At 73.8% G+C, this 24525-nt stretch carries 19 protein-coding genes and 1 pseudogene; 15 read left to right on the top strand and 5 right to left on the bottom strand.

All coding sequences use genetic code 11. The annotated features are described in order from the left end of the window. Positions 1 to 24 precede the first annotated feature (24 nt). On the top strand, positions 25 to 1215 hold the full coding sequence (locus tag ACZ42A_RS01135; RefSeq protein WP_468525018.1) for a hypothetical protein: 1191 nt from the start codon (positions 25 to 27) through the stop codon (positions 1213 to 1215). Positions 1216 to 1549: 334 nt separating this feature from the next. Here ACZ42A_RS01135 and ACZ42A_RS01130 read toward each other — a convergent pair whose 3' ends face one another. Beyond that, positions 1550 to 2083 (bottom strand): PadR family transcriptional regulator, encoded by a 534-nt coding sequence (locus tag ACZ42A_RS01130; RefSeq protein ID WP_468525017.1) that lies wholly within the window; start codon positions 2081 to 2083, stop codon positions 1550 to 1552. A gap of 95 nt (positions 2084 to 2178) precedes the next feature. Here ACZ42A_RS01130 and ACZ42A_RS01125 point away from each other — a divergent pair, with 95 nt between their 5' ends. After that, a complete protein-coding gene (locus ACZ42A_RS01125) occupies positions 2179 to 3492 on the top strand; it encodes an MATE family efflux transporter (RefSeq protein WP_468525016.1) in 1314 nt (437 codons plus the stop codon). Here ACZ42A_RS01125 and ACZ42A_RS01120 read toward each other — a convergent pair. Further along, positions 3453 to 4691 carry a glycosyltransferase 87 family protein gene (locus ACZ42A_RS01120; RefSeq protein WP_468525015.1) on the bottom strand — a complete coding sequence of 413 codons (1239 nt, stop codon included), beginning with the start codon at positions 4689 to 4691 and terminating at the stop codon, positions 3453 to 3455. The two genes, ACZ42A_RS01125 and ACZ42A_RS01120, sit on opposite strands and share 40 nt — an antisense overlap. A 132-nt stretch (positions 4692 to 4823) precedes the next feature. Here ACZ42A_RS01120 and ACZ42A_RS01115 point away from each other — a divergent pair, with 132 nt between their 5' ends. Beyond that, positions 4824 to 5966, top strand: coding sequence for a glycosyltransferase family 4 protein (locus ACZ42A_RS01115; protein ID WP_468525014.1), 1143 nt, complete (start codon positions 4824 to 4826; stop codon positions 5964 to 5966). A 143-nt stretch (positions 5967 to 6109) separates the two neighbouring features. Beyond that, positions 6110 to 7726 (top strand): GMC oxidoreductase, encoded by a 1617-nt coding sequence (locus ACZ42A_RS01110; RefSeq protein ID WP_468526103.1) that lies wholly within the window; start codon positions 6110 to 6112, stop codon positions 7724 to 7726. 15 nt (positions 7727 to 7741) lie between these two features. On the opposite strand, the gene ACZ42A_RS01105 is transcribed toward ACZ42A_RS01110, so the two are convergent. Then, entirely contained in the window at positions 7742 to 9538 is a 1797-nt protein-coding gene (locus ACZ42A_RS01105) for an AMP-dependent synthetase/ligase (RefSeq protein ID WP_468525013.1), read from the bottom strand. Positions 9539 to 9853: 315 nt separating this feature from the next. On the opposite strand from ACZ42A_RS01105, the gene ACZ42A_RS01100 reads away from it, so the two are divergent. From ACZ42A_RS01100 to ACZ42A_RS01075, 6 genes are all read left to right on the top strand, one after another. Further along, the gene (locus ACZ42A_RS01100) at positions 9854 to 10660 is read left to right on the top strand and encodes a metallophosphoesterase family protein (protein ID WP_468525012.1); all 807 of its coding nucleotides are present in this window, start codon (positions 9854 to 9856) and stop codon (positions 10658 to 10660) included. A 156-nt stretch (positions 10661 to 10816) separates the two neighbouring features. Continuing rightward, positions 10817 to 11260, top strand: coding sequence for an SRPBCC family protein (locus tag ACZ42A_RS01095; RefSeq protein WP_468525011.1), 444 nt, complete (start codon positions 10817 to 10819; stop codon positions 11258 to 11260). Positions 11261 to 11423: 163 nt separating this feature from the next. Then, a complete protein-coding gene (locus ACZ42A_RS01090) occupies positions 11424 to 12599 on the top strand; it encodes an ArsA family ATPase (RefSeq protein WP_468525010.1) in 1176 nt (391 codons plus the stop codon). Positions 12600 to 12656: 57 nt separating this feature from the next. Then, complete coding sequence (locus ACZ42A_RS01085) at positions 12657 to 13175, top strand: DUF5304 domain-containing protein (protein WP_468525009.1); 519 nt, start codon at positions 12657 to 12659, stop codon at positions 13173 to 13175. Between the two features lie 156 nt (positions 13176 to 13331). After that, on the top strand, positions 13332 to 14285 hold the full coding sequence (locus tag ACZ42A_RS01080) for an ROK family glucokinase (protein WP_468525008.1): 954 nt from the start codon (positions 13332 to 13334) through the stop codon (positions 14283 to 14285). A gap of 136 nt (positions 14286 to 14421) precedes the next feature. Beyond that, a complete protein-coding gene (locus ACZ42A_RS01075; RefSeq protein WP_468525007.1) occupies positions 14422 to 15183 on the top strand; it encodes an endonuclease/exonuclease/phosphatase family protein in 762 nt (253 codons plus the stop codon). A 25-nt stretch (positions 15184 to 15208) separates the two neighbouring features. Here the strand turns inward: ACZ42A_RS01075 and ACZ42A_RS01070 are convergent, their stop codons facing one another. Both ACZ42A_RS01070 and ACZ42A_RS01065 read right to left on the bottom strand, forming a co-directional pair. Continuing rightward, the gene (locus ACZ42A_RS01070; protein WP_468525006.1) at positions 15209 to 15847 is read right to left on the bottom strand and encodes a hypothetical protein; all 639 of its coding nucleotides are present in this window, start codon (positions 15845 to 15847) and stop codon (positions 15209 to 15211) included. Then, positions 15840 to 16622, bottom strand: a complete 783-nt coding sequence (locus tag ACZ42A_RS01065) for an alpha/beta hydrolase (protein ID WP_468525005.1) — start codon at positions 16620 to 16622, stop codon at positions 15840 to 15842. The genes ACZ42A_RS01070 and ACZ42A_RS01065 overlap by 8 nt, the downstream gene beginning before the upstream one ends. A gap of 187 nt (positions 16623 to 16809) precedes the next feature. Here ACZ42A_RS01065 and ACZ42A_RS01060 point away from each other — a divergent pair, with 187 nt between their 5' ends. From ACZ42A_RS01060 to ACZ42A_RS01040, 5 genes and pseudogenes are all read left to right on the top strand, one after another. Beyond that, positions 16810 to 17601 (top strand): lysophospholipid acyltransferase family protein, encoded by a 792-nt coding sequence (locus ACZ42A_RS01060; RefSeq protein WP_468525004.1) that lies wholly within the window; start codon positions 16810 to 16812, stop codon positions 17599 to 17601. A gap of 79 nt (positions 17602 to 17680) precedes the next feature. Next, positions 17681 to 18901: pseudogene (macS, locus tag ACZ42A_RS01055) on the top strand (MacS family sensor histidine kinase). Continuing rightward, complete coding sequence (locus ACZ42A_RS01050) at positions 18898 to 19572, top strand: response regulator (RefSeq protein WP_468525003.1); 675 nt, start codon at positions 18898 to 18900, stop codon at positions 19570 to 19572. Before macS ends, ACZ42A_RS01050 begins: the two are co-directional and overlap by 4 nt. A gap of 148 nt (positions 19573 to 19720) precedes the next feature. After that, complete coding sequence (locus tag ACZ42A_RS01045) at positions 19721 to 20749, top strand: 6-phosphofructokinase (protein WP_468525002.1); 1029 nt, start codon at positions 19721 to 19723, stop codon at positions 20747 to 20749. 43 nt (positions 20750 to 20792) lie between these two features. Continuing rightward, positions 20793 to 24500: a CHAT domain-containing protein gene (locus ACZ42A_RS01040; protein WP_468525001.1), complete on the top strand. Its 3708-nt coding sequence runs from the start codon at positions 20793 to 20795 to the stop codon at positions 24498 to 24500. The last annotated feature ends 25 nt before the right edge of the window (positions 24501 to 24525 follow it).

Below are 24525 nucleotides of genomic sequence, written 5' to 3'. Positions count from 1 at the left end.
CGGAGCCCCCGTACCCTCGGAAAGGTGGCTGGTCGAAGGCGGGCGTCAGGGCCCTGGGTGGTGACGCTGTGTCTGCTGCTCGTCGCCCTGGTGGGGTGCGGAGGACGGCCCGCGACGGACAGCGCGCGGGCCGAGGTGCAGCAGCTGCTCGACCGGCGCGCGGCCGCCGTCCTCGACCACGACGCGACGGCCTACGGCACGACCGGCACGACCGCGGGTTTCGACCGGCTGCGCGCGGTGCCGCTCGCGGCCTGGTCGTACCGGCTGAACTCCCTGGACCGCACCGGCGACCGGGCCACCGCCGACGTCGACCTGCGCTACCGGGTCGCCGGACACGACGCCGCCCCCGTCACCGCCGGGCGTACCCTCGCCCTGGCCCGGGACTCCGGCGGGCGGTGGACGGTCGTCTCCGACCGGCCCGCGGCCGAGTCCGCCGAACAGCTGTGGGACCAGGGCACGGTGACCGCCGTGCGCGGCGAGGACAGCCTGGTGCTCGGCGTCGGGCAGTCCCGGGAGGAGCTGCGGGCCTTCGCCGGGCTCGCGGACCGCGCGGTGCCCGCCGTCTCCGAGGCGTGGGGCACGGACTGGAGCGGACGGATCGTGGTGCTCGTCCCGAAGTCGCTGGAGGGCATGGCCGCGCTGCTCGGCTCGCCCGCCTCCTCCTACCGGGGCATCGCCGCGGTCACCACCGGCGAGACCGGGGCGGGCCGGGCGCCCGCCGACCGGATCATCGTCAACCCGGACGCGTACGGCGTCCTCGGCCCCGTCGGCCGGCAGGTCGTGCTCACCCACGAGACCACCCATGTCGCCACCCGCGCCCACACCAACGCGGCCACCCCGCTGTGGCTGTCCGAGGGCTACGCCGACTGGGTCGGCTACCGCGGCACCGGACGCCTCCCGGTGCAGGCCGCGCCGGAGCTGGCGCGCGCGGTGACCGAGGGGCGGCTGCCGGCGGAGCTGCCTGCCGACCGGGACTTCGGCTTCTCCGGGGACGCGACGGCGCTGGCGCAGGCGTACGAGGGCGGCTGGATGGCCTGCCGGCTGATCGCGGACCGCTGGGGCGAGGTGCGGCTCGGCGAGTTCTACCGGGCCGTCGGCGCGCACGGGAAGCGGGAGGGCGCGGTCGAGCGGGCGATGACCGAGGTACTGGGGACCACGCCGGAGGAGTTCACCGGGCTGTGGCGGGAGTATCTGCGGGACCAGTTCGGCGGCTGAGGCGGGCGTCCTCCGGGGCGGCTTTCCCTCCGGGACGGGCTCTCTCCCTCCGGGACGGCGGCGGCCTCCGGGACGGGCTCTCCCTCCGGGAGGGCGGCGTCCTTCGGGGCGGGCTTGTCCTCCAGGACTGCGGCGGCCTCCGGGGCGGGCTTTCCCTCCGGGGCGCGGGGACGGCCTCCGGGAGGGGCTCTCCCTGCGGGGCGGGGACGGCCTACGGGGCGGGGACGGCCTTCGGGGCGGGCTTGTTCTCCGGGACGGGGACGGCCTACGGGGCGGGCTTGTCCTCCGGGACGGCCACGGCCTCCGGGACGGGCTCTCCCTCCGGGGTGGCGGCCTACGGCGCGGGCTCCTCCAGTACGGCGATCGCCTCCCTGAGCCAGGTCCGTTCCGCCTCTCCGGTCGCCCGGGCCACCCGCAGCATGCCCTGCCGGAACAGGTCGCCCGCCTCCTCGGCCTTCACCGGTTCGCCCTCGCGGTAGAAGAAGCTCGCCGGGGTCTCCAGGAAATCCAGCCGTCGGCGCAGCACCGCCGCCTGCTCGGCCGGGTCCGGCAGATGCCGCAGGAACGCCAGCAGGGTGTTGAAGCGGACCTGGTCGGTGATCTCCGTCTGCTTGGGGTGGCGCAGCCGTTCGTGCAGGTCGGCGCGGCCCTGCTCGGTGAGGGAGAGGACGCGGCGCGGGGCGGCGCTCGCGCCGGGCTCGGTGTGCTGGTCGAGCTTGCCGGCGGTGACGAGGCGGGTGATCGCCGGGTACAGGGCCCCGTCGCTGACCGGGCGGACGTGGCCGCTGAGGGCCTTGATGCGTTCCTTCAGCTCATAGCCGTGCAGGGGCTCTTCGGCGAGGAAGCCGAGGATCGACAGCTCCAGCATGGTCCTCCTTGCGGGTGATCTCTCGCCATGCTACCTCTTGCCGAGCTACCTCGAATCGAGGTGGCTCGGATCGGGGTAGCTCAGAGGGGGAGCCCGTGAACGCCACCCGCAAGCAGTTGATCTCGCTCGCCGGACCCGTCTATGTGCAGTTCCTGACCTTCGTCGCCGCGGGGATCGTCAACACCGTCTGGGTCGCCCGGCTCGGCGGACCCGCCGTGGCCGCCGTGGCGATGGCGACCACGGCCGAGAACGTGCTGCTCGGCGTCGCGATGGTCTTCGGCTCGGGCACGACCGTGCTGGTGGCGCACGCGCGGGGAGCGCGGGACCCGGCCGCGGTGCGCGCGGCCGTCCGGGGCGGCTGGGCGGTGTGGGCACTGATCACGCCGCTGGTCGCGGGCGGCGGCTTCCTGCTGCGCGAGCCACTGGCGAGAGCGGTGCTCGGCGGCGAGAGCGGCGCGCTCGAACCGGCCGTCGCCTACTTCGCGATCTCCCTGCCCGGCATGGCCGTCTTCTTCGCGCAGCAGCTCGTGGACGGGCTCCTGAAGGGCGCGGGGGACACCAGGACACCGATGCGGCTCGCGCTGCTCGCCAACGGGCTGATCCTCGTCTGCGATCCCTGGCTGATCGACCGCTACGGCGTCCGGGGCGCCGCGGCCTCCACCGTGCTGTGCCGCTGCCTGGCCCTCGCGGTGGGGCTGGTCGCCGTGCGGCGGAACGCGCTGCTGCGGGCGGACGTGCCGCCCGCCGAGCCGGTCGCCGCGGCGGTGCGCCGCACCCTGCGCACCGGGCTGCCGATGTCCGCCGACTTCACCGTGCGGCAGGCGGGCGCGCTGGCGCTGGTCGCGATCGTGGCGCGGCTCGGCGTGACGGCGGTGGCGGCGTACTCCATCGCGTTCAAGGTCATGTTCGTCGCGACGATGGCCTTCTACGCGGTGCGCCAGGCGGCGTCCATCCACACCGCGCACACCCGCGGCGAGGGCAGGGACGAGCGGCGCGCGATCGGGCGGGAGGCGGTGCTGATCTCCGGGACCGTGGGGCTCGGCGCCGCGGGACTTCTGGCGGCCGCCGCCCCGTGGATCATGGCCGGCTTCGGCACCGGAGGCGCGGTGGCCGCCGCCGGGGTGCTGTTCCTGCGCTGTGTCGGCCCGTATCTGCTGCTCATGGCCTGCTTCATCGCGCTCGGCGGGGTCTTCGAGGGCAGCGGGGGAGCGCCGCTGCTGCTGCGCGTGACGGTGCTCGGCACGGCGGTGCAGCTGCCGCTGGCGTACGGCCTGTCCGGGCTCGGCCTGCCCGGGGTGGCGCTGGCGCTGGCGCTCGCGATGGCGGTGCAGTGCGCGGCGATGGCGGTGCTGCCGCGCCGGGGCCGGCGTCAGGAGGAGACCGTGGGCTCCTTGGCGCGGGCGGCCTGAGCGGGCAGCGGCGGCTGCTCGGCCGTGCGGGACGCCGTCGCCCGCCACAGCTCGCGGGCGGCGGTGACGGTCGCGGCGATCAGCAGGCCGTTGCGGACGGCGAGCAGGGTGATGCCGAGGCCGTCGCTCGCCACCACGTGGGAGAACCAGACCGGGAACTCCAGCACCGTCGCCAGGCACGCCGCGAGGACCAGCCCCACCGGCAGCCGCATCCGGCTCGCCCGGAAGCCCAGGCAGACCGCCGCCAGCCCGACCAGCCACACCAGGTACTGCGGGCTGATCACCCGACTGGTGGTGGTGAACAGCAGCACCGCCACTAACGCCGCGTCCGCGAGTGTGTGCGGCTCGAACCGCACCGCCAGCAGCCGCCACAGCAGCAGCCAGCCGAACGCCGCGCCGGTCAGCGCGAGGGCGGCCGTGCTCACCACCTCGACGTACGGGCCGAGGAACTCCACCGAGCCGTAGTTCAGCAGCACCTGCCCGTCCCAGCCGAAGTGCCGGGCCACGTGGAAGACCAGCGCGCCCAGCGACTCCACCTCGGTGCCCCGGTCCCGCTGGAAGGTCAGGAAGGCGAAGGCGCCGGGCATGGCGAGCGCGAACAGCGCCGTGACGGCGCCGGCCGTGACCGCCGCCGAGACCCAGGCGGCCCGCCTGCGGGCGGCGACCAGCAGCAGGACCGGCCACACCTTCAGCAGCGCCCCGAACGCGGCCAGCGCGCCCATCAGCCGCGGATGCCGGGCGCCCGCGAGCAGCGCGGCCACCGCGACGGCGGTGACCATCACGTCGTAGCGCGCGTAGACGGTCGGCCCGAGCAGCGGCACCCCGGCGACCCACACCCAGGCCCCGCGCAGGGTCCGGTGCGGGCGTCCGCCGGCGTACCGCAGCAGGGCGAGCGTGACCAGGTCGGCGACGAAGGCCAGGACGAAGAAGGCGTGCGCGTAGTCGAGGAAGGGCAGCAGCGCGGGGGAGAGCACCGCGAGCGCGGCGGCGGGCGGGTACTGCCAGGTGACGTCGTCCAGAGGGAACGTTCCGGTACGCAGCACCTCGTACCAGCCCTGGTAGATCACCGAGATGTCGCTGGTGACGTCCGGGCCGGGGAACACGTACACCTTGAACACGAAGAGCAGCAGGAGCAGACGCGTCAGGACCCAGGTCCCCAGCAGCCCCGCCAGGTGCCGCCGGCCGTCCGTCCTGTCCACCCTCAAGCCCCTGCTTCCGTCCGCCGCCCGTTCCGGGTCCTGTCGGGGCCATGATGTCCCGGCCGCCTGTGCACATGCCAAGACGCGTGGCCGTGCCGGCCTGTGAGTCTACGTTGGGTAGGGTCGGCGACGATGCGCAAGACCCTCATCGTGACGAACGACTTCCCGCCCCGCCCGGGCGGCATCCAGGCGTTCCTGCACAACATGGCCCTCCGCCTCGACCCCGGCCGGCTGGTCGTCTACGCCTCCACCTGGAAGCGCGGCCGCGAGGGCAGGGAGGCGACGGCAGCGTTCGACGCGGAGCAGCCGTTCACCGTCGTCCGGGACAGCACGACCATGCTGCTGCCGACCCCCGCCGCCACCCGGCGGGCCGTCGAGCTGCTGCGGGAGCACGGCTGTACGTCGGTGTGGTTCGGGGCCGCCGCGCCGCTCGGGCTGATGGCGCCCGCGCTGCGCCGGGCCGGTGCCGAACGCCTGGTGGCCACCACCCACGGGCACGAGGCCGGCTGGGCCCAGCTGCCCGCCGCCCGGCAGCTGCTGCGCCGGATCGGCGACGGCACGGACACCCTGACGTACCTGGGCGAATACACCCGCTCGCGGATAGCCTCGGCGCTCACCCCGGACGCGGCCTCGCGCATGGTGCGGCTGCCGCCCGGCGTCGACGAGAAGACCTTCCATCCGGAGTCGGGCGGCGCCGAGGTGCGGGCCCGCCTCGGGCTCACCGACCGGCCGGTCGTGGTCTGCGTCTCGCGGCTGGTGCGGCGCAAGGGCCAGGACACCCTCATCCAGGCCATGCCGCGCATCCTCGCCAAGGAGCCGGACGCGGTGCTGCTGATCGTCGGCGGCGGGCCCTACGAGAAGGACCTGCGCCGGCTCGCCCACGAGACCGGGGTCGCCGCGTCCGTGCGCTTCACCGGCGCCGTGCCCTGGGCCGAGCTGCCCGCGCACTACGGAGCCGGGGACGTCTTCGCCATGCCCTGCCGCACCCGGCGCGGCGGGCTCGACGTCGAGGGCCTGGGCATCGTCTACCTGGAGGCCTCCGCGACCGGCCTGCCCGTCGTCGCCGGCGACTCCGGCGGCGCGCCCGACGCGGTGCTCGACGGCGAGACCGGCTGGGTGGTCCGCGGCGGCGACCCCGCCGAGGCCGCCGACCGCATCGTCACCCTCCTCGGCGACGCGGAACTGCGCCGCCGGATGGGGGAGCGGGGGCGGCAGTGGGTCGAGGAGAAGTGGCGGTGGGATCTCTTGGCGGAGAACCTGAAAACTCTGCTGTAGGTGACTCCCCAAGGGGCGCGGGGAACTGCGCGACCGGCCACGACGCTCCTGCGGCCGCCCACGACGAAAACGAGGCACATCGGACGGCGTTCGGTCCCTAGGCGGAACCCGAAACTCGACGCATGCTGCGCAGCATGAACCTGATGCAGCGTCAGCTGACGAGACGTCATATCCTGGGCATGATCGCCCTCCAGACGGCCGCCGCCGGCGGCTTCACCCGCATCGGCCTCCCATCGGCCCGCGCCGCCGAGCCCGACGCAGTCGAATCCGCCCCGGCGATCGTCGTCGGTTCGGGCTACGGCGGCGCCGTCGCCGCCCTCCGGCTCGGCCAGGCCGGCATCCGCACCCTGGTCCTCGAGATGGGCCGGCTGTGGAGCGCCCCGGGCCCCGACGGCAAGGTCTTCTGCTCCACCACCGCGCCCGACCGGCGGTCCATGTGGTTCCGCACCCGCACCGAGGCGCCGCTGGCCACTTTCCTCTGGCTGGACGTCGTCAACAAGGACATCAGCCCCTACCCCGGCGTCCTCGACCGCGTCCGCTTCGACCGCATGTCGGTGTACGTCGGCCGGGGCGTCGGCGGCGGCTCCCTGGTCAACGGCGGCATGGCGGTCACCCCGCCCCGGTCGTACTTCGCCGAGCAGTTCCCCACCGTCGACGCCGACGAGATGTACGGCACCTGGTTCCCGCGCGCCCGCTCCCAGCTGGGTGTGGGCACCGTCGACCCCGCCTGGTTCGAGGCGACAGAGTGGTACCGGTTCAGCCGGATCTCCCGCAAGCACGCCGCCAACGCCGGCCTGCGCACCACCTTCGTGCCCAGCGTCTACGACTTCGGGTACATGGAGCGCGAGGCGGCCGGCACGGCACCGAAGTCCGCGCTCGCCGGGGAGGTCATCTACGGCAACAACCACGGCAAACGCAGCCTCGACAAGACCTACCTGGCCGCCGCCCTCGGCACCGGGAACGTCACCGTGCACACCCTGGAGAAGGTCACCGGCGTGACGCGGGCGCCCGACGGGACGTACGTCCTGACCGCCGACCGCGTCGACGACACCGGGCGGGTCGTCGAGACCAAGGAGTACGGCTGCACGTACCTGTTCCTCGGCGGCGGCAGCCTCGGCACCACCGAACTGCTGCTGCGCGCCCGGGAGACCGGCACCCTGCCCGACCTCGACGCGAGCGTCGGCACGGGCTGGGGCCCCAACGGCAATGTGATGCTAGGGCGCGCCAACCACCTGTGGGACACGGTCGGGGAGCGCCAGTCGACCATGCCGGTCCTGGGCATCGACGACTGGGCGAACGCCGCCAACCGCGTCTTCGCCGAGATCGCCCCGCTGCCCACGGGCCTGGAGCACTGGGTCAGCCTCTATCTGGCGATCACCGGGAACCCGGAGCGGGCGTCCTTCTCGTACACGAACGGGACGCTACGGCTGGGCTGGAGCGCGGCGCAGAGCGCGGTGTCGGCGGGGATGGCCAAGAGGCTGTTCGACCGGATCAACGCGGCGAACGCGACGATCTACCGGTACGACCTGTTCGGCGCGGCGGACAAGGTGTTCGCCGACGACTTCACGTACCACCCGCTGGGCGGCTGTGTGCTCGGCCGGGCGACGGACGACCACGGCCGGGTGAAGGGCTACCGGCGGCTCTACGTCACCGACGGCTCGCTCGTGCCCGGTTCGATCGGGGTGAACCCGTTCGTCACCATCACCGCGCTCGCCGAACGCACGATGGCGCGGGTCCTCGCCGAGGACACCGCGCCATAGAGCCGTACCGCGTGACTACTTCGCGTAGATCGCCTCGATCTCGTCCGCGAAGTCCTTCGCCACCACGTTCCGCTTCAGCTTCAGCGACGGCGTCAGGTGGCCCGAGTCCTCGGTGAACTGGGAGGGCAGAATGCGGAACTTCCGCACCGATTCCGCCTTCGACACCGCGGCGTTGCCGTCGTCGACAGCGGCCTGGATCGCGGCCAGCAGGTCCGCGTCCTCGCGCAGCGACGCCGCGGTGGAGCCGGCCGGCTTGCCGTGCTCGGTCGCCCAACGGCCCAGGAACTCCTCGTCGATGGTGACGAGCGCGCCCACGAACGGCCGCCCGTCGCCCACCACCATGCACTCCGCGACCAGCGCGTGCGCCCGGATCCGGTCCTCGATCACGGCCGGGGCGACGTTCTTGCCGCCCGCGGTGACGATGATCTCCTTCTTCCGGCCGGTGATCCGCAGATAGCCGTCCTCGTCGAGGGTGCCGAGGTCGCCGGTGTGGAACCAGCCGTCCTCCAGCGCCTCCTCGGTGGCGCCCGGGTTGTTCCAGTACTCCTTGAACAGGTGCTCGCCGTGCAGCAGCACCTCGCCGTCGTCCGCGATCCGCACCACGGAGCCCGGCAGCGGCTGGCCGACCGTGCCGATCTTCTGCCGGTCCCACGGATTGAAGGCGGTGGCGGCACAGGACTCGGTCAGACCGTAGCCCTCGAGGACCGTGAAGCCGATCCCGCGGAAGAAGTGGCCGAGGCGCTCGCCCAGCGGCGCGCCGCCGGAGATTGCGTACTCGCCGCGCCCGCCGAGCACCGCGCGCAGCTTGCTGTAGACCAGCTTGTCGAAGACCTTGTGCTTGATCTTCAGGCCGAGGGACGGGCCGGACGGGGTGTCCAGGGCCTTGCTGTAGGCGATGGCCGTGTCGGCCGCCTTGTCGAAGATCTTCCCCTTGCCGTCGGCCTGCGCCTTGGCGCGCGCCGAGTTGTAGACCTTCTCGAAGACCCGCGGCACGCCCAGGATCAGGGTCGGGCGGAACGCGGCCAGTTCGTCGGTGAGGTTCTTGATGTCCGGGACGTTGCCCAGCTTGATCGGCGCCATCATGGGCGCGACCTGCACGAGGCGGCCGAAGACGTGCGCGAGCGGCAGGAAGAGCAGGACCGAGCACTCGCCGGTGCGGAACAGCGGCCGCAGGCGCTCGACGACGTTGCCGCACTCGGCGAAGAAGCTGCGGTGGGTGAGCACACAGCCCTTGGGGCGGCCGGTGGTGCCGGAGGTGTAGACGATGGTCGCCGGGTCGTCGGCCTTGGCGAGCTCGCTGCGCTCCTCGACCGTCTCGTCGCTGATGCCCTGCCCGAGCCGCCCCAGCTCCTCCACGCCGCCGGCCTCGATCTGCCAGACGTGCTTGAGGGCGGGCAGCGACGCGCGCACCGACTCCACGGCGGCGGCGTGGTTGTCCAGCTCGACGACGCAGGCGGTGGCGCCCGAGTCGCTGAGGATCCACGCGACCTGCTCCGGCGAGCTGGTCTCGTACACCGGCACGGTGACGGCGCCCGCGCTCCAGATCGCGAAGTCGAGCAGCGTCCACTCGTAGCGGGTGCGGGACATCAGGCCCACCCGGTCGCCGGGCTGCACACCCGCGGCGATGAGGCCCTTGGCGGCGGCGTGGACCTCGGCGAGGAAGGCCGTCGCGGTGACGTCCTGCCAGGCACCGTCCACCTTGCGGGCGATGACGGCGACCTCGGGGTGCTGCGCGGCGTTTCTGCGGACGATGTCGGTCAGATTGCCGTCCGAGGGGACCTCGTACAAAGCCGGAAGGCTGAACTCGCGCAAGACTGCTGCTCCTCATAGGGCGCCGGCGCCACGACGTTGTGTGATGCGACGGTGCGGTCCAAGGCTCGGGCAGGTGCTCAGGGGTCCAGGGGAAGCCGGGCGGCCGACTTGTTGAAATCCTGAGCACGACTGGACTGCCCGGACGTTACCCGCCGGTATGGCTTCTACGACAGGGGGTCCCGGCGAGATGTTCGCTGCGTCACACGGATTGCTGCTACTTCGCGCACAGTAGTCCACGCCCCTCCCGACTGGCGAGTAATCGCAGGTCCGGCCGCTACTGTTCACGTTTGCCGCACACGCCTACGCTTGATCACCATGTCACCCACACCGGTCGGAAACCGCGGGACCCGCACCCACCGCGTGCACGTCGTCAGCGACGTGCACGGCAACGCGACGGACCTGGCCCGGGCCGGCGAGGGCGCCGACGCGCTGATCTGCCTCGGCGATCTGATCCTCTTCCTCGACTACGCCGACCACGCGCGCGGCATCTTCCCCGACCTCTTCGGCGCCGAGAACGCCCGCCGGCTGATCGACCTGCGCACCGCCCGCCGCTTCGACGAGGCCCGCGAGCTGGGTGCCCGGCTGTGGTCGGGGATCGACGGAGACCGGGCCGAGGTGATCGAGCGGGCCGTGCGGGCGCAGTACGCCGAGCTGTTCGCCGCCTTCCCGACACCGACGTACGCCACGTACGGCAATGTCGACATGCCGCGCCTGTGGAAGGAGTACGCCGGACCCGGCACCACCGTCCTGGACGGCGAGCGCGTCGAGATCGGCGGCCGGGTCTTCGGTTTCGTCGGCGGCGGCCTGCGCACCGCGATGCGGACCCCGTTCGAGATCAGCGACGAGGAGTACGCGGCGAAGATCGAGGCGGTCGGCGAGGTCGACGTGCTGTGCACCCACATACCGCCGGAGGTCCCGGAGCTGGTGTACGACACAGTCGCGCGCCGCTTCGAGCGCGGAAGCAAGGCGCTGCTGGAGGCGATCCGGCGCACCCGACCGCGCTACGCCCTCTTCGGCCACGTCCACCAGCCGCTGGTCCGGCGGATGCGGATCGGGGCGACCGAGTGCGTGAACGTGGGGCACTTCGCGGGCACGGGGCGGCCCTGGGTCCTGGAGTGGTGAGGGGCGGGCCGGTTCCCCGCAGGTGAGGCGGACACGGGAGCCGATACGGCGGCGGGTACGGGTGACGTCGGCACGGTCACCGCGCGGTAGCCTTCACGCGGCACACACGTGCGCACATTTCCTCACTACCGGCCCGCATCTGGAGGAGCCACGGCGATGGCGGAACACACCAGCTCGAGCACCACGATCGAGGCGGCACCGGCCGACGTCATGGCGGTCATCGCCGACTTCGCCCGCTACCCGGACTGGACCGGTGAGGTGAAGGAGGCGGAGGTCCTCAAGACCGACGAGCAGGGCCGTGCCGAGCAGGTCCGGCTGGTCATGGACGCGGGTGCGATCAAGGACGACCAGACGCTCGCCTACACCTGGACCGGCGACCACGAGGTCTCCTGGACCCTGGTCAAGTCCCAGATGCTGCGCTCCCTCGACGGCTCCTACCTGCTGAAGCCGGCGGGCGACGGCACGACGACCGAGGTGACGTACCAGCTCACCGTCGACGTCAAGATCCCCATGCTCGGCATGATCAAGCGCAAGGCGGAGAAGGTCATCATCGACCGGGCGCTGGCGGGGCTGAAGAAGCGGGTGGAGTCGGGGCTGTAGCGGCTACCGGGTGGGGTTGTGCGGCGATCTGCCGTCTGCGGGTGGTGTGTGGCTGGTCGCGCAGTTCCCCGCGCCCGTTGGATGGGTACAGTCGCCCGCGTCGCCGCAAGCCGCGGGCATGCGTGCCGCCTGGCCGACGTCGGCTTCTGTACCGTTCACCCCCATGCGCACCCTCCTGATCACCGGCCAGTCCGGCACCGGCCGCACCACCCTCGCCGCCGCCACCGCGCTTGCCGCCGCCCGTGAGGGCACCCGCACCCTCCTCCTCGGCACCGACCGCACCGACACCCTCGGGGCGGTCCTCGGCACCTCCACGGGCCCCTCCCCGGTGCGCATCACCCCCGCCCTCACCGCCTGGCGCCCCGACGCGACCGCCGCCTTCCGGGACGACCTCGCCGCCTTCCAGGACCGCGCCTCCGCCGCCTTCGACCTCCTCGGCGCCGCCCGCCTGGACCCCGAGGAGGTCACCCCGCTGCCCGGCGCCGAGGAACTCGCCGTCCTGCGCGCCCTGCGCGACGCCACCCTCTCCGAGGCCCACGACCTGGTCGTCGTCGATCTGCCGCCCGCCCCGCGGGCCCTCGCCCTCCTCTCCCTCCCCGAGGAACTCCGCCGCTACCTGCGCCGCCTGCTCCCGCCCGAACGCCAGGCGGCCCGCGCCCTGCGCCCCGTCCTCGGCCGGCTGGCCGGCGTCCCCATGCCGGCGGAGTGGCTGTACGACACGGCGGCCCGCTGGGACGTCGAACTCGCCGCCGTGGCGGCCGTCCTCGCCGACCGCACCACCCATGTCCGCCTGGTCGCCGAACCCACCCCGGCCGGCGCCGACGCCGTCCACCTCGCCACCCTCGGCCTGGCCCTCCGCGGCCACCGCCCGGACGCGCTGCTCGCGAACCGGGTCCTCCCGGAGCCGCGCGGCGAGGCCGACGGCTGGCTGGCCGGCCCGCTCGCCCAGCAGCGCAAGGTCATCGCGGAGTGGCAGCAGTCGTACGCCGTCCATGCCGTCCCGCACCTCGGCCACGACCCGCGCGGCACCGACGACCTGGCCGCGCTCACCGTGCCCGGCCCCGGTGCCGGGCCTGCCACGGTGGCGTGGCCCGTCACCGACCGCCTGTCCGAGGACGGCGTCCTCGTCTGGCACATCCCGCTCCCCGGCGCGGTCCGTGACGACCTCGACCTCATCCGGCGCGGCGACGAACTCGTCATCACCGTCGGGCCGTTCCGCCGAATCGTTCCGCTGCCGTCCGCGCTGCGCCGCTGCACCGTCGACGGGGCGGGCCTGGTCGACGGCGAGCTGCGCGTGCGGTTCGCCCCGGACCCGGGGCTGTGGCCGACGAGCCGGTGAAGCCGTTGCGCCCGTTCGGGTAACGTCGTAGGGACGAAACGTAGTCAGGAGTCCGCCATGAGCGAAGAGCGCCCCCACCACGACGCGGCTCAGGAGCAGGCGGCCGACGATCTCCGCCCGCCGGGTGACCCGGACGCCTGGGCGACCGCCTGCGCCGAGGACCTGGAGGCGGAGAAGGCCCGCCGCCGGGTCCGGCAGGGACCGCCGCCCGGCTCCGCCGCCGAGGAGCTGCGCAAGTTCGTCGACACCGCCCTGGACAAGCTGGCCGGGCTCCAGTCACCGCTCTTCGGGGCGGTCGCCGGGCCGGCCGCCCAGCAGGTGGTGCAGCAGGTCGTCGAGCAGGCCAAGGCGGCCGTCGAACCGGTCATCGAACGCAACCCGGACGTCTTCGACCACCTGGCCGCGGCCGGCCAGGAACTCCTGGCCGCCTACCGCTCCGCCGTGCAGAACCAGGAACACCGCTGGACCAGCGGGACGACAGGGACGGCGGGGACAGAGGAGCTGGACGAGCCGTCCGACCCCCGCCGGGACCCGGGTGAGGGCACCGGCCCAGGCCAACGCATCGACCTCGACTGAGCCGGCCCCGACTCCCTCAGGCTCTCGGCTGCGCTCGCGCGGGAGGGACCCCCATCGCCGCCGCCGGGCCCGCCCTCCGGGCGGACGACGGGACCCTGACCGCAGGGCCTCGGGTACGGTTGGCCGTAGCGGGGCTCGACCGAAACTGAGGGATTCATGGGACTCACCATCGGCGTCGACATCGGCGGCACGAAGATCGCGGCCGGCGTGGTCGACGAGGAAGGCAACATCCTCTCGACCCACAAGGTGCCGACCCCGGGCACGCCCGAGGGCATCGTGGACGCCATCGCTTCGGCGGTGGAGGGCGCGCGCGCCGGTCACGACATCGTCGGCGTGGGCATCGGCGCCGCCGGCTACGTCAACCGTCAGCGCTCGACGGTCTACTTCGCGCCGAACATCGACTGGCGCAACGAGCCGCTGAAGGAGAAGGTCGAGGCCCGCGTGGGCCTCCCGGTCGTCGTGGAGAACGACGCCAACGCGGCCGCCTGGGGCGAGTACAAGTTCGGCGCCGGCAAGGGCCACCGCAACGTCATCTGCATCACGCTCGGCACCGGCCTCGGCGGCGGCATCATCATCGGCAACAAGCTGCGCCGCGGCCACTTCGGCGTGGCCGCCGAGTTCGGCCACATCCGGATGGTGCCGGACGGCCTGCTGTGCGGCTGCGGCTCGCAGGGCTGCTGGGAGCAGTACGCCTCCGGCCGCGCCCTGGTCCGCTACGCCAAGCAGCGCGCCAACGCCACCCCCGAGCGCGCGGAGCTGCTGCTCTCGCTCGGCGACGGCACTCCCGACGGCATCGAGGGCAAGCACATCTCCATGGCCGCCCGGCAGGGCGACCCGGTCGCCGTCGACTCCTACCGCGAGCTGGCCCGCTGGGCCGGCGCCGGCCTCGCCGACCTCGCGTCGCTGTTCGACCCGTCCGCGTTCATCGTCGGCGGCGGTCTGTCGGACGAGGGCGAGCTGGTGCTCGACCCGATCCGCAAGTCGTACAAGCGGTGGCTGGTGGGCGGCAACTGGCGGCCGGTGGCCGAGGTGATCGCTGCGCAGCTGGGGAACAAGGCGGGGCTGGTCGGGGCGGCCGACCTGGCTCGGGAGCCTGACCCGGTCATGTGAGTGCGGGTTCGCCGCGGGGGTTCTGCGCGATTCGGGCTGCGGGTGAATCGTGGCTTGTCGCGCCCCCGCGGCGGAGCCGCATGTCGGATACAGCCCCGCGCCCCTGAGGGAGTCCCCCGGGCGTAACTTCGGCAGCATGGCCAATTCGACCTCGCCGCTGCCCAACTCCCGCACCGAAGCCGACGGTTCCGCCGTCATCCGTGTCCTCAGCTACAACATCCGGTCGATGCGGGACGACACCGACGCCCTCGCCCGTGTGATCTCCGCCTGTGCCCCGGATCTGGTGCTGGTGCAGGAGGCGCCCCGGTTCTTCCGCTGGCGCAAGAAGCTGGCCCGGCTGGCCCGCGCCGCCGATCTGGTGATCCTCTCCGGGGGCGGTACGGCCGCCGGGCCCGCCCTGCTCTGCTCGCTGCGGGCCACCGTCGAGCGCACCGAGGACGTACTGCTGCCGCTCACCCCCGGTCTGCACCGGCGCGGCCTCGCGACCGCCGTCGTACGGTTCGGGGGCGCCCGGCTGGGGGTGGTGAGCTGCCATCTCAGCCTGCAGAAGGACGAGCGCTACGAGCAGGGCGGCATGGTGCTCGACCGGCTCGCGGCGATGGGGATGGAACACGCGGTCGTGGGCGGCGATCTCAACGAGCGGCCCGGCGGGCGGACCTTCCGGCGGCTCGCCGCCGAGCTGCGGGACTGCTGGGCCACCACTCCCTGGGGCGGCGAGTTCACCTCCACCCCCGCCGATCCCCATCAGCGCATCGACGCGATCTTCGTGACGAAGGGCGTCGAGGTGCTGGGGTGCGGGGTGCCCCTCGGTCATCCGGGGGTCTCGGAGAACGACCTGAGGGCGGCCACGGACCACCTCCCGGTCCTTGCCGCCCTCAGAATCCCGGCGAGCCGGTGATCAGCCCGGCCGGACAGGTCACCGGTCAGACGACCGCCCCGCGGCCCGGATCGTCGTCGTCCTCCTCGTCCGTGCGCATCCGCGTCACCAGCGTGGCGAAGCCGCCGAGGAAGCCGCCGATGCCGAGGGTGGCCAGCCACCAGGTCATGTCCCAGCCGAGCAGGACCGCCAGCAGGAGCAGCACCGGGCCGCCGATCACCGCCAGCCAGGCGAACTTGGCGGTCGCGTCGGCGGCGGGCAGCGGGGGCGGCTCCGGCGGGACGAAGTGGCCCTCGTCGTCCTCGTCGAAGTCCTCCTCGGCCGGCTCCGGCACCGCGTAGTCGCGGGGGCCGCCGCCGATGCCGGGGGCGAAGGAGACGGAGCTGCCCAGCGGCTTCGGTGCCTCCTCCTCCTTCTTCCTCGGCGCCTCGCCCTCGCTGTCGTTCGTCTCGGACTCCAGCAGGGCCAGGTCCTCCACCGACTTGAACGGCTTGGCGCCCGGCGGATCCGGCGGCTCCTCGCCGTACCCCGCGACGATCGCGGCCCAGGCGGCGTCCTCGTCGAACGGCACCGACTGCTCCTCGGGCTCGCCGCCCGGGCGGCCCGCGCCGCTCTCTCCCGCCGCCGAGCGCTCCCGGTCCTCCCGGCGCTCGCGGTCCTCGCGCTCCGAGTCGTGCTCAGCCACCTGCGGCCGTCCCTTCCTTGCCGGCGACACTGGGTGCGAGCCGGCCGATGAACGCCAGGCTTTCCTCGAAGATCCGGTCCGCGTCGTGGTCCAACGTCGCGACGTGGTAGCTCTGTTCCAGCAGCAGCTCGGTCACGTCCGTGGACGAGACCCGGCTGAGGATGCGGGCCGAGTCGGCGGGCGGCACCACATGGTCCTGCGGGCTGTGCAGCAGCAGGAGCGGCTGGGTGACCTGGGGCAGCTCGCCGTCGACGACCCGGAAGAAGTTCCGCAGGGAGTGCGCCGCGTGCAGCGGCACCCGGTCGTAGCCGATCTCCACGCTGCCCGGCTTGGCGATGTCGCTGGCGATGCCCCGGGTGGTGCGGACCAGGTGGCGGGCGACCGGCAGGGCGTACGCCGACAGCCCGTGCACCTTGTTCGCCGGGTTGACGACCACCACGCCGCTGATCGCGTCGCCGTGCCGGGCCGCGAGCCGGAGCGCGAGGGCGCCGCCCATCGACAGCCCGGCCACGAAGACCCGGGCGCAGCGCTCGCGCAGCGCGCGCAGTTCGCGGTCCACCTCGGCATACCAGTCCTGCCAGCCGGTGAGCTGCATGTCCTCCCAGCGGGTGCCGTGCCCGGGGAGCAGCGGCAGGGCGACGGTCAGGCCGCGCTCGGCGAGATACTCCGCCCAGGGGCGCAGCGACTGCGGGGAACCGGTGAAGCCGTGGCAGAGCAGGACGCCGACCTCTCCGCCCTCGTGGCGGTACGGCTCGGCTCCAGGAAGGACCGGCACCTTCGGTCTCCTGTTCATCTCAGGTTTTCGTCGGAACGGGCGTGAAACGTGTCCAGGTGTTGCTTCACCGTACGCGACGGCACTGACACCGACCAGGGTCGCCGGGCCCTGAGGGCGTACCCGGACCGGCCTCCGGGTTAAGGTCTGATCGACAGACACAGGAGGCACTCGGTTGTTGTACGGCGCGATGAAGGTCACCATCGGGGGTTCGCTGAAGCTCGTCTTCAGGCCCTGGGTGGAGGGCCTGGAGAACGTTCCCGCCGAGGGCCCCGCGATCCTCGCGAGCAATCACCTGTCCTTCTCGGACTCCTTCTTCCTGCCCGCGGTGCTCGACCGCAAGGTCACCTTCATCGCGAAGGCGGAGTACTTCACCACCCCGGGCATCAAGGGCCGGCTCACCGCCGCGTTCTTCAAGGGCGTCGGCCAGCTCCCCGTGGACCGCTCCGGCGCGCGCGGCGCGGGCGAGGCGGCCATCAAGAGCGGCATCGAGGTGATCGAGCGCGGCGAGCTGTTCGGGATCTACCCGGAGGGCACCCGCTCGCCCGACGGCCGGCTCTACCGGGGCAAGCCCGGCGGCCTCGCGCGCGTGGCGCTCGCCACCGGCGCGCCCGTCATTCCGGTCGCCATGATCGACACGGAGAAGATCCAGCCGCCTGGCAAGGTCGTCCCCAAGGTGATGCGTCCCGGGATCCGCATCGGCAAGCCGCTGGACTTCAGCCGCTACCAGGGCATGGAGCACGACCGGTTCGTGCTCCGCGCGGTGACCGACGAGGTCATGTACGAGATCATGAAGCTCTCCGGCCAGGAGTACGTCGACATGTACGCGACCGCCGCCAAGCGGCAGATCGCGGAGGCGGCCAAGGCCGAGAAGGAGGCGGCGAAGGCGGCGAAGGCCGCGCTCGCGCAGGCCGAGAAGGACCAGGCCGACAAGGAGAAGGCGCACCGGGAGCGGACGGACGAGGAACGGCCCGGCTCCTAGGAAGCGTCGATCCTGGGAGGCGTCGGTCGGAGGCGGCGTCGGTCCGAGGCGGGGGCGGGGACACAGGCGGGGTGGGGGCATGGCCAAGCGCGAGAGAGTCATGAGGATGTCGGTCGAGCAGCCGCTGTGGCGTGCGCTCATGGGGTACCGGACCCTCACCCTGCTGTACGCGATCGGGCTGTTCGTCAGCGCCTACGACGAGTTCGCCCGCCCCTGGGTCGCCATCGCCTACTTCGCCGCACTGACGGTGTGAACCTTCGCGACCCTGCCCAAGGTCGCGAACGCCGCCGCCTGCACCAAGCGCTTCCTCACCGCCGACCTCGCCATCGCCCTCGTCGGCATCCTGCTCACCCGGTTCGCCGACTCGTCCGCGCACATCGAGTCGGGCAGTCCGACGCTGCCGTCGATATGGACGGCCGGTTCCGTGCTGGCGTTCGCCATCAAGGGCGGGTGGCGCTGGGCGGCCTTCGCCTCCACGCTGGTCGCCGTCGCCAACCTGGTGCACCGTGGCTCCCCGACCCGCGACACCGTCCACGCGGTGATCCTCGTCTGGGTCGCCTCCATCGCCATCGGCTACGTCGTCGAGGTCGCCCGCGCCTCCGAGCGCACCCTCGCCCGCGCCCTGGAGATCGAGGCCGCGACCCGGGAGCGGGAGCGGCTCGCCCGGGACATCCACGACAGCGTGCTCCAGGTGCTGGCGATGGTGAAGCGCCGTGGCGCCGCCCTCGGCGGCGAGGCGGCCGAGCTGGGCCGGCTGGCCGGCGAGCAGGAGGTGGCCCTGCGCACCCTGGTCTCCGGCGGCCTGGTGCCGGTCTCCCGGGTCTCGGAGGACGCCGCCCAGGGCGCGGTCGTACGGGCCGTGGAGGAGCCGGACGAGAGCGACGACGGGCCCGTCGATCTGCGGGCGCTGCTGATGCCGTACGCCGGTGCCCGGGTCAGCGTCGCCGAGCCCGGCGCCCCGGTCGCCCTGCCGGCGGACGCCGCCCGGGAGCTGGCCGCGGCCGTCGGCGCCGCCCTGGACAACGTCGAGCGGCACGCCGGGGAGCACGCGCGCGCGTGGATCCTCATCGAGGACGAACCCGACGAGGTGATCGTGACCGTGCGGGACGACGGCCCCGGCATCCCCGAGGGGCGCCTGGCCCAGGCCGAGGGCGAGGGGCGGATGGGTGTGGCCCTGTCCATCCGGGGACGGCTGCGCGACCTGGGCGGCCGCGCCGAGCTGATCTCCACGCCCGGGCAGGGCACCGAGGTGGAACTGAAGGTCCCGAAGAGCGAATCGACGGCACGGGGGAAGCGATGAGCGAGCAGAACGCGATCAAGGTCATGGTGGTCGACGACCACCCCATGTGGCGCGACGCCGTCGCCCGCGATCTGACCGAGAACGGCTTCGAGGTGGTCGCCACCGCGGGCGACGGCGACCAGGCCGTGCGCCGCGCCAGGGCCGCCGCCCCCGACGTGCTGGTCCTCGACCTGAACCTGCCCGCCAAGCCCGGCGTCCAGGTCTGCAAGGAGGTCGTCGCCGCCAACCCCGCGCTGCGCGTCCTGGTGCTGTCCGCGAGCGGGGAGCACGCCGACGTCCTGGAGGCGGTGAAGTCCGGCGCGACGGGCTATCTGCTGAAGTCGGCGTCCACCGAGGAACTGCTGGACGCGGTGCGCCGTACGGCCGTCGGCGACCCGGTGTTCACCCCGGGCCTCGCGGGCCTGGTCCTCGGCGAGTACCGGCGGCTCGCCTCCGAGCCCGCGCCCGCCCCCGACGCCGACCAGCCGGGCGCGCCCCGGCTGACCGAGCGGGAGACCGAGGTGCTGCGCCTGGTCGCCAAGGGCCTGAGCTACAAGCAGATCGCCGAACGCCTGGTCATCTCGCACCGCACGGTGCAGAACCACGTCCAGAACACCCTCGGCAAACTCCAGCTGCACAACCGCGTGGAGCTGGTGCGGTACGCGATAGAGCGCGGCCTCGACGAGGAGTAGGGCGCGCGGCCGGCCCTTCGGCCGACCGGCTGACACCGCACCGGAACCGCCCTCCCGGACCCTGCCGAAGTGACCTGGGTCACCCCTAGCCTGCTCGTACGGAACACCGCACGGCATGGCTTACGGCAACCCGGCGAAGGGACTTTCCATGCGGGTCGGAGTACTGACCGGAGGCGGCGACTGCCCCGGGCTCAACGCCGTCATCCGGGGCATCGTCCGCAAGGGCGTGCAGGAGTACGGCTACGACTTCACCGGCTACCGGGACGGCTGGCGCGGCCCCCTGGAGGGCGACGTCACGCGCCTGGACATCCCCGCCGTACGCGGCATCCTCCCGCGCGGCGGCACCATCCTCGGCTCCTCGCGCACCAACCCCCTCAAGGACGACACCGGCATCCGCCGGATCAAGGAGAACCTGGCCAAACAGGAGGTCGACGCGCTCATCGTGATCGGCGGCGAGGACACCCTCGGGGTCGCCGCCCGGCTCTCCGGCGACCACGGCATCCCCTGCGTCGGAGTCCCGAAGACGATAGACAACGACCTGTCGGCCACCGACTACACCTTCGGCTTCGACACCGCCGTCGGCATCGCCACCGAGGCCATCGACCGGCTGCACACCACCGCCGAGTCCCATATGCGCGTCCTAGTCGTCGAGGTGATGGGCCGGCACACCGGCTGGATCGCCCTGCACTCCGGCCTCGCCGGCGGCGCCAACGTCATCCTCATCCCCGAGCAGCGCTTCGACGTCGACCAGGTGTGCGCCTGGGTGACCTCCCGGTTCCGGGCGTCGTACGCCCCGATCGTGGTCGTTGCCGAAGGGGCCATGCCGAAGGACGGCGACATGGTCCTCAAGGACCAGTCGCTGGACTCCTTCGGGCACGTCCGCCTGTCCGGCATCGGGGAGTGGCTGGCCAAGGAGATCGAGAAGCGCACCGGCAAGGAGGCCCGGACGACCGTCCTCGGGCATGTCCAGCGCGGCGGCACCCCCAGCGCCTTCGACCGCTGGCTGGCCACCCGCTTCGGCCTGCACGCCATCGACTGCGTCCGCGACGGCGACTTCGGCACCATGGTCGCCCTGCGCGGCACGGACATCGTCCGCGTGCCGATCGCCGAGGCGACCGCGCAACTCAAAAGGGTGAACCCGGAACTCTACGAGGAGGTCGGGGTGTTCTTCGGTTGACGGGGCGTCACGGGCGCTGAGCGGACCGAGGGGCGGGGGAGCCATGGCGGGATGGTGGAGGTCGCTGGGACTGCGGGCCCTGCTGGAGGCGCACCGCGACGCGCTCCGCGCCGTCTGGCCCGCGTTACGCGACGACAAGCCGCTGCCGCCCCCACCGCCCGTCGAAGCCCGCGCGCTCGCCACCCTGCTCGCCTCGGCGGCGAAGGCGACCGACACGGAGGAGGACGCCCCGGAACTCGCGGTCGTCCTCCTCACCACCGCCGTCCTGCACCGCTTCCAGCCCGCCGCCGCACCCCCGCCCCTGCGCACCCTCGTCGACCCGGCGGCGGAGGTCGACGCCGCTGCCGCCCTCGCCGCCGGAGGCCTCGCCACCGGACTCGCGGTCCGGGCCCGCGCCGAGGCCACCCCGGACTGGCTGCGCCCCTGGTGCCTGGACGCCGCCCTGGTCTGCGGCACCCGCGCCCTGAGCGGCCCGCCCCCGCAGCCCTCGGCCCACGGCATCCTGCACGACTTCCTCTCCCACCTCGCGCAGCAGCGCTTCGCCCGGGACGCCGACCCGGCCGACGAGGACGCCGCGATCCGCCACGCCCGCGCCGCCCACCACGCCGCCGACCCGGACACCGCGCCCGAACGCGCCGCCCGCCTCGCCACGCTCCTGGCCGACCGCGCCGGCCGGCTGCGGGACTCCTCCCTCGTCGAGGACGCCCCCGAACTGGCCCGCTCCGCGCTCGCCGCCCTGGACCCGACGAGCAGGGAATGGCTCGCCCAGGCCGCGGCCACGACGGGCATCCTCCTCCTGGCCACCGCCCGGGAACGCAAGGACGTCACCCTGCTCGACGAGGCCCTGGAACTCCGCGGCAGGATGCGCGCCAACCCCCACTACCACCTCGTCCGCGACCACGACCGGCGCAGCTACCCCGGTCTGCTCACCCAGCGCTTCGCCCGGCGCCGCGACCCGGAGATCCTGGACCAGGCCGTCGAGGCCTACGCGGCGCTGTACGAGGAGGAACCCGCCCGGTACGCCGCCGACCTCGGCCGCCACCTGCAGTACCGCTACCAGCTGCGCGGCGACCCCGCCGACCGCCGCCGCGCCCTGGAGCTGATGGCCGAGGGCCTGAGCGGGGACCACCCGCACCGCGAGGCGGTGACGTCGTACGCCGCGGCGTCGCTGCACGAGTACCGCGAGTCCGGCGACCCGGCGGTCGTCGCGCGGGCCCTCGCCACGGTGACCCGGCTGACCGCGCCGGGCGCCGCCTTCGCCGACGACGGCCCGGCCCACGGCACCCTCACCGACCTGCTGCTGGCCCGCGGGGACGGATCCCGGCCGCGGGACCTCGGACCCGCCGAGGCCGCCGCCCGCCGCTCCCTGGAGCTGGCCGGCACCCCCGCGGAGCGGGCCGGTGCCCTCGCCCGGCTGGCGGAGGTCCTGGTGAACCGGTACCGGCTCACCCTCGACCTCTCCCTGCTCGACGACGCGGTCGCCCACTGCCGCGAGGGCTTCGCCCTGCTGCCGCCGGACGCCGACGTGCCCGCCCAGCTGCCCGCCGGCCTCGTCATGGCCCTGACCGAGCGGTACACCCGCGTCCGGCACCTCGCCTCCCTCCGCGAGGCCGCCGCCACGGCCGAGCGACTCGCCGAGTCCACCCCCGAGTTCGGCGCGGAGTACCCCCTGCTCCTCGGCACCCTGGTCACCCTGATCGTCGAACACGCCCGCGAGACCGGCGACCTCCCCGAACTCGACCGCGCCCAGGACCTGGTGGAACGCGCCCTGGCCGGCACCACACCCGGCCACCGGTGGCGCGCCCACCTCCTGAACGCCCTCGGCACCGTCCACCTCGCCCGCGCCCGGCAGCCCGACGCCGCGCCCGAGGCCGCCGACACCGCCGTACGCCACTTCGAGGCGGCGCTGCGCGAGGACCTGCGCGACGATCCGCAGCACAGCGCCGCCGCCCTGCACGCCGGCCACGCCCACGCCCTGTGGGAACGGCACCGGCTGCGCGGCGAGCGGGCCGACCTGGACCGGGCCGTGCGGTCCGCCCGAACCGCCGTGCGCGGGCTGCCGCGCGGGGCGCCGTGGCGGGCCAGCGCCCTGGCCGCGCTGTCCCGGGCGCTCAGCGAGATCGCCCGCGTCGACGGCAGCCACGACGCCGTGCGCGACGAGGAACTGGCCGTGAACGCGGAACTCGCCGACGATCCGGCCCAGTCCGCTCTGGTGCGCGCCTCGGCCGCGCTGGAACTGGCCACCGTGGCACGGGAGTCCGGGGACACCGAACGGTCACTGGCCGCGGCCCGCGGCGCCATCGAGATGCTGCCGCTGCTCGCCTGGCGCGGCGTCGACCGGGCCGACCAGGAGGAGATGCTCGCCCGCGTGGCGCGGGCCGGGTCGTTCGCCGGGCTGATCGCCCTGGCCGCCGGACGGCCCGCCGAGGCGCTCGAGCTGCTGGAGGCGGGCCGCGGGGTGCTCGCCGCCCAGGCGCTGGAACTGCGCACCGAGACGGACGAGCTGGCCGCCGCCGAGCCGGAGCTGGCGGCCCGGCTGGCGGCACTGCGGCAGGCCCTGGACCAGGTCGCCGGGGACGGCATGTCCGGCGAGCAGGCCGACCGCCGCCACCGGCTGGCCCGCGAGTGGCAGGAGACCCTGGACACCATCCGCGCCCGCGACGGCTTCCGCGACTTCCTGCGCCCGCCCCGCGCCGAGCGGCTGCTCGCCGCGGGCGCGCACGGACCGGTCGTCGTGATCACCGGCGGCCCCACCCCCGGCGGCCACGCCCTGCTGCTCGACGGCACCGACCCGGCCGGCCTGAAGGTCTGCCCGCTGCCCGAGTACTCCGACACCGAGGCCCGGAAGCGCGCCGAGACACTGCTCGCGGCCGCCGCCGCTGCGGCCCGCTCGGGTCTCGCCCGCGCCTTCGCCGAGCGGGCCGTCGGCGACGTGCTCGACTGGCTGTGGCGTACGGTCGCCGCACCCGTCCTCGACGCCCTCGGCATCACCGGGCCCCCGCCGCCCGGCGAGCCGCCGCCCCGCCTGTGGTGGTGCCCCGCCGGTGCGCTGTCCTTCCTGCCGCTGCACGCCGCCGGGGAGGTGCCGGACCGCGTGGTGTCCTCGTACACCCCCAGCGTCTCCGCCCTGCTGCGCGCCCGCACCCGCCGCACCCCCGCCACCGGCCCCCGCCCGCTGATCGTCGCCGTTCCCGAACTCGACGGCCTCGCCCCGCTCCCCGGCGCCCTGCGCGAGGCGGACGTCGCCCACGCCGCCGTCGGCGGCACCCTGCTCAGCGGGGAGGCCGCCCGGGCCGACGCGATACGCACCGCGCTCACCGCCCACTCCTGGGCCCACTTCGCCTGCCACGGCGTCCAGGACCCCGAACGCCCCTCCGAGGGACGGCTGTTGCTGCCCGGCGGCGCGCTGTCGGTTCAGGACGTCTCCCGACTCGACCTCCCCGGCGCCGAGTTCGCCTACCTCTCGGCCTGCGAGACCGCCGTCGGCGGCGCCCGCCTCCCCGACGAGGCCCTCCACCTGGCCGGCTCCCTCCAACTCGCCGGCTTCTCCCAGGTGATCGGCACCCTGTGGCGCGTGGACGACGACGCGTCGGCCGAGATCGCGCACGGCGTGTACGGCGCGGTGGCCGACGCCGGTCCCGGCACCCCGCCCGCCGCCGCCCTGGCCCTGCACCACGCGGTGCGGCGGCTGCGTGAACGCCACCCGGACCGGCCGCTCAGCTGGGCCGCGCATGTGCATTCCGGGGCATGAGCGGGATGGACCGCCCTACGATCGA

It is taken from the genome of Streptomyces sp. NPDC030838 (assembly GCF_055572035.1).
Note: the sequence above shows the minus strand (reverse complement) of the source record. Positions and strands in the feature narration are given on the sequence as shown.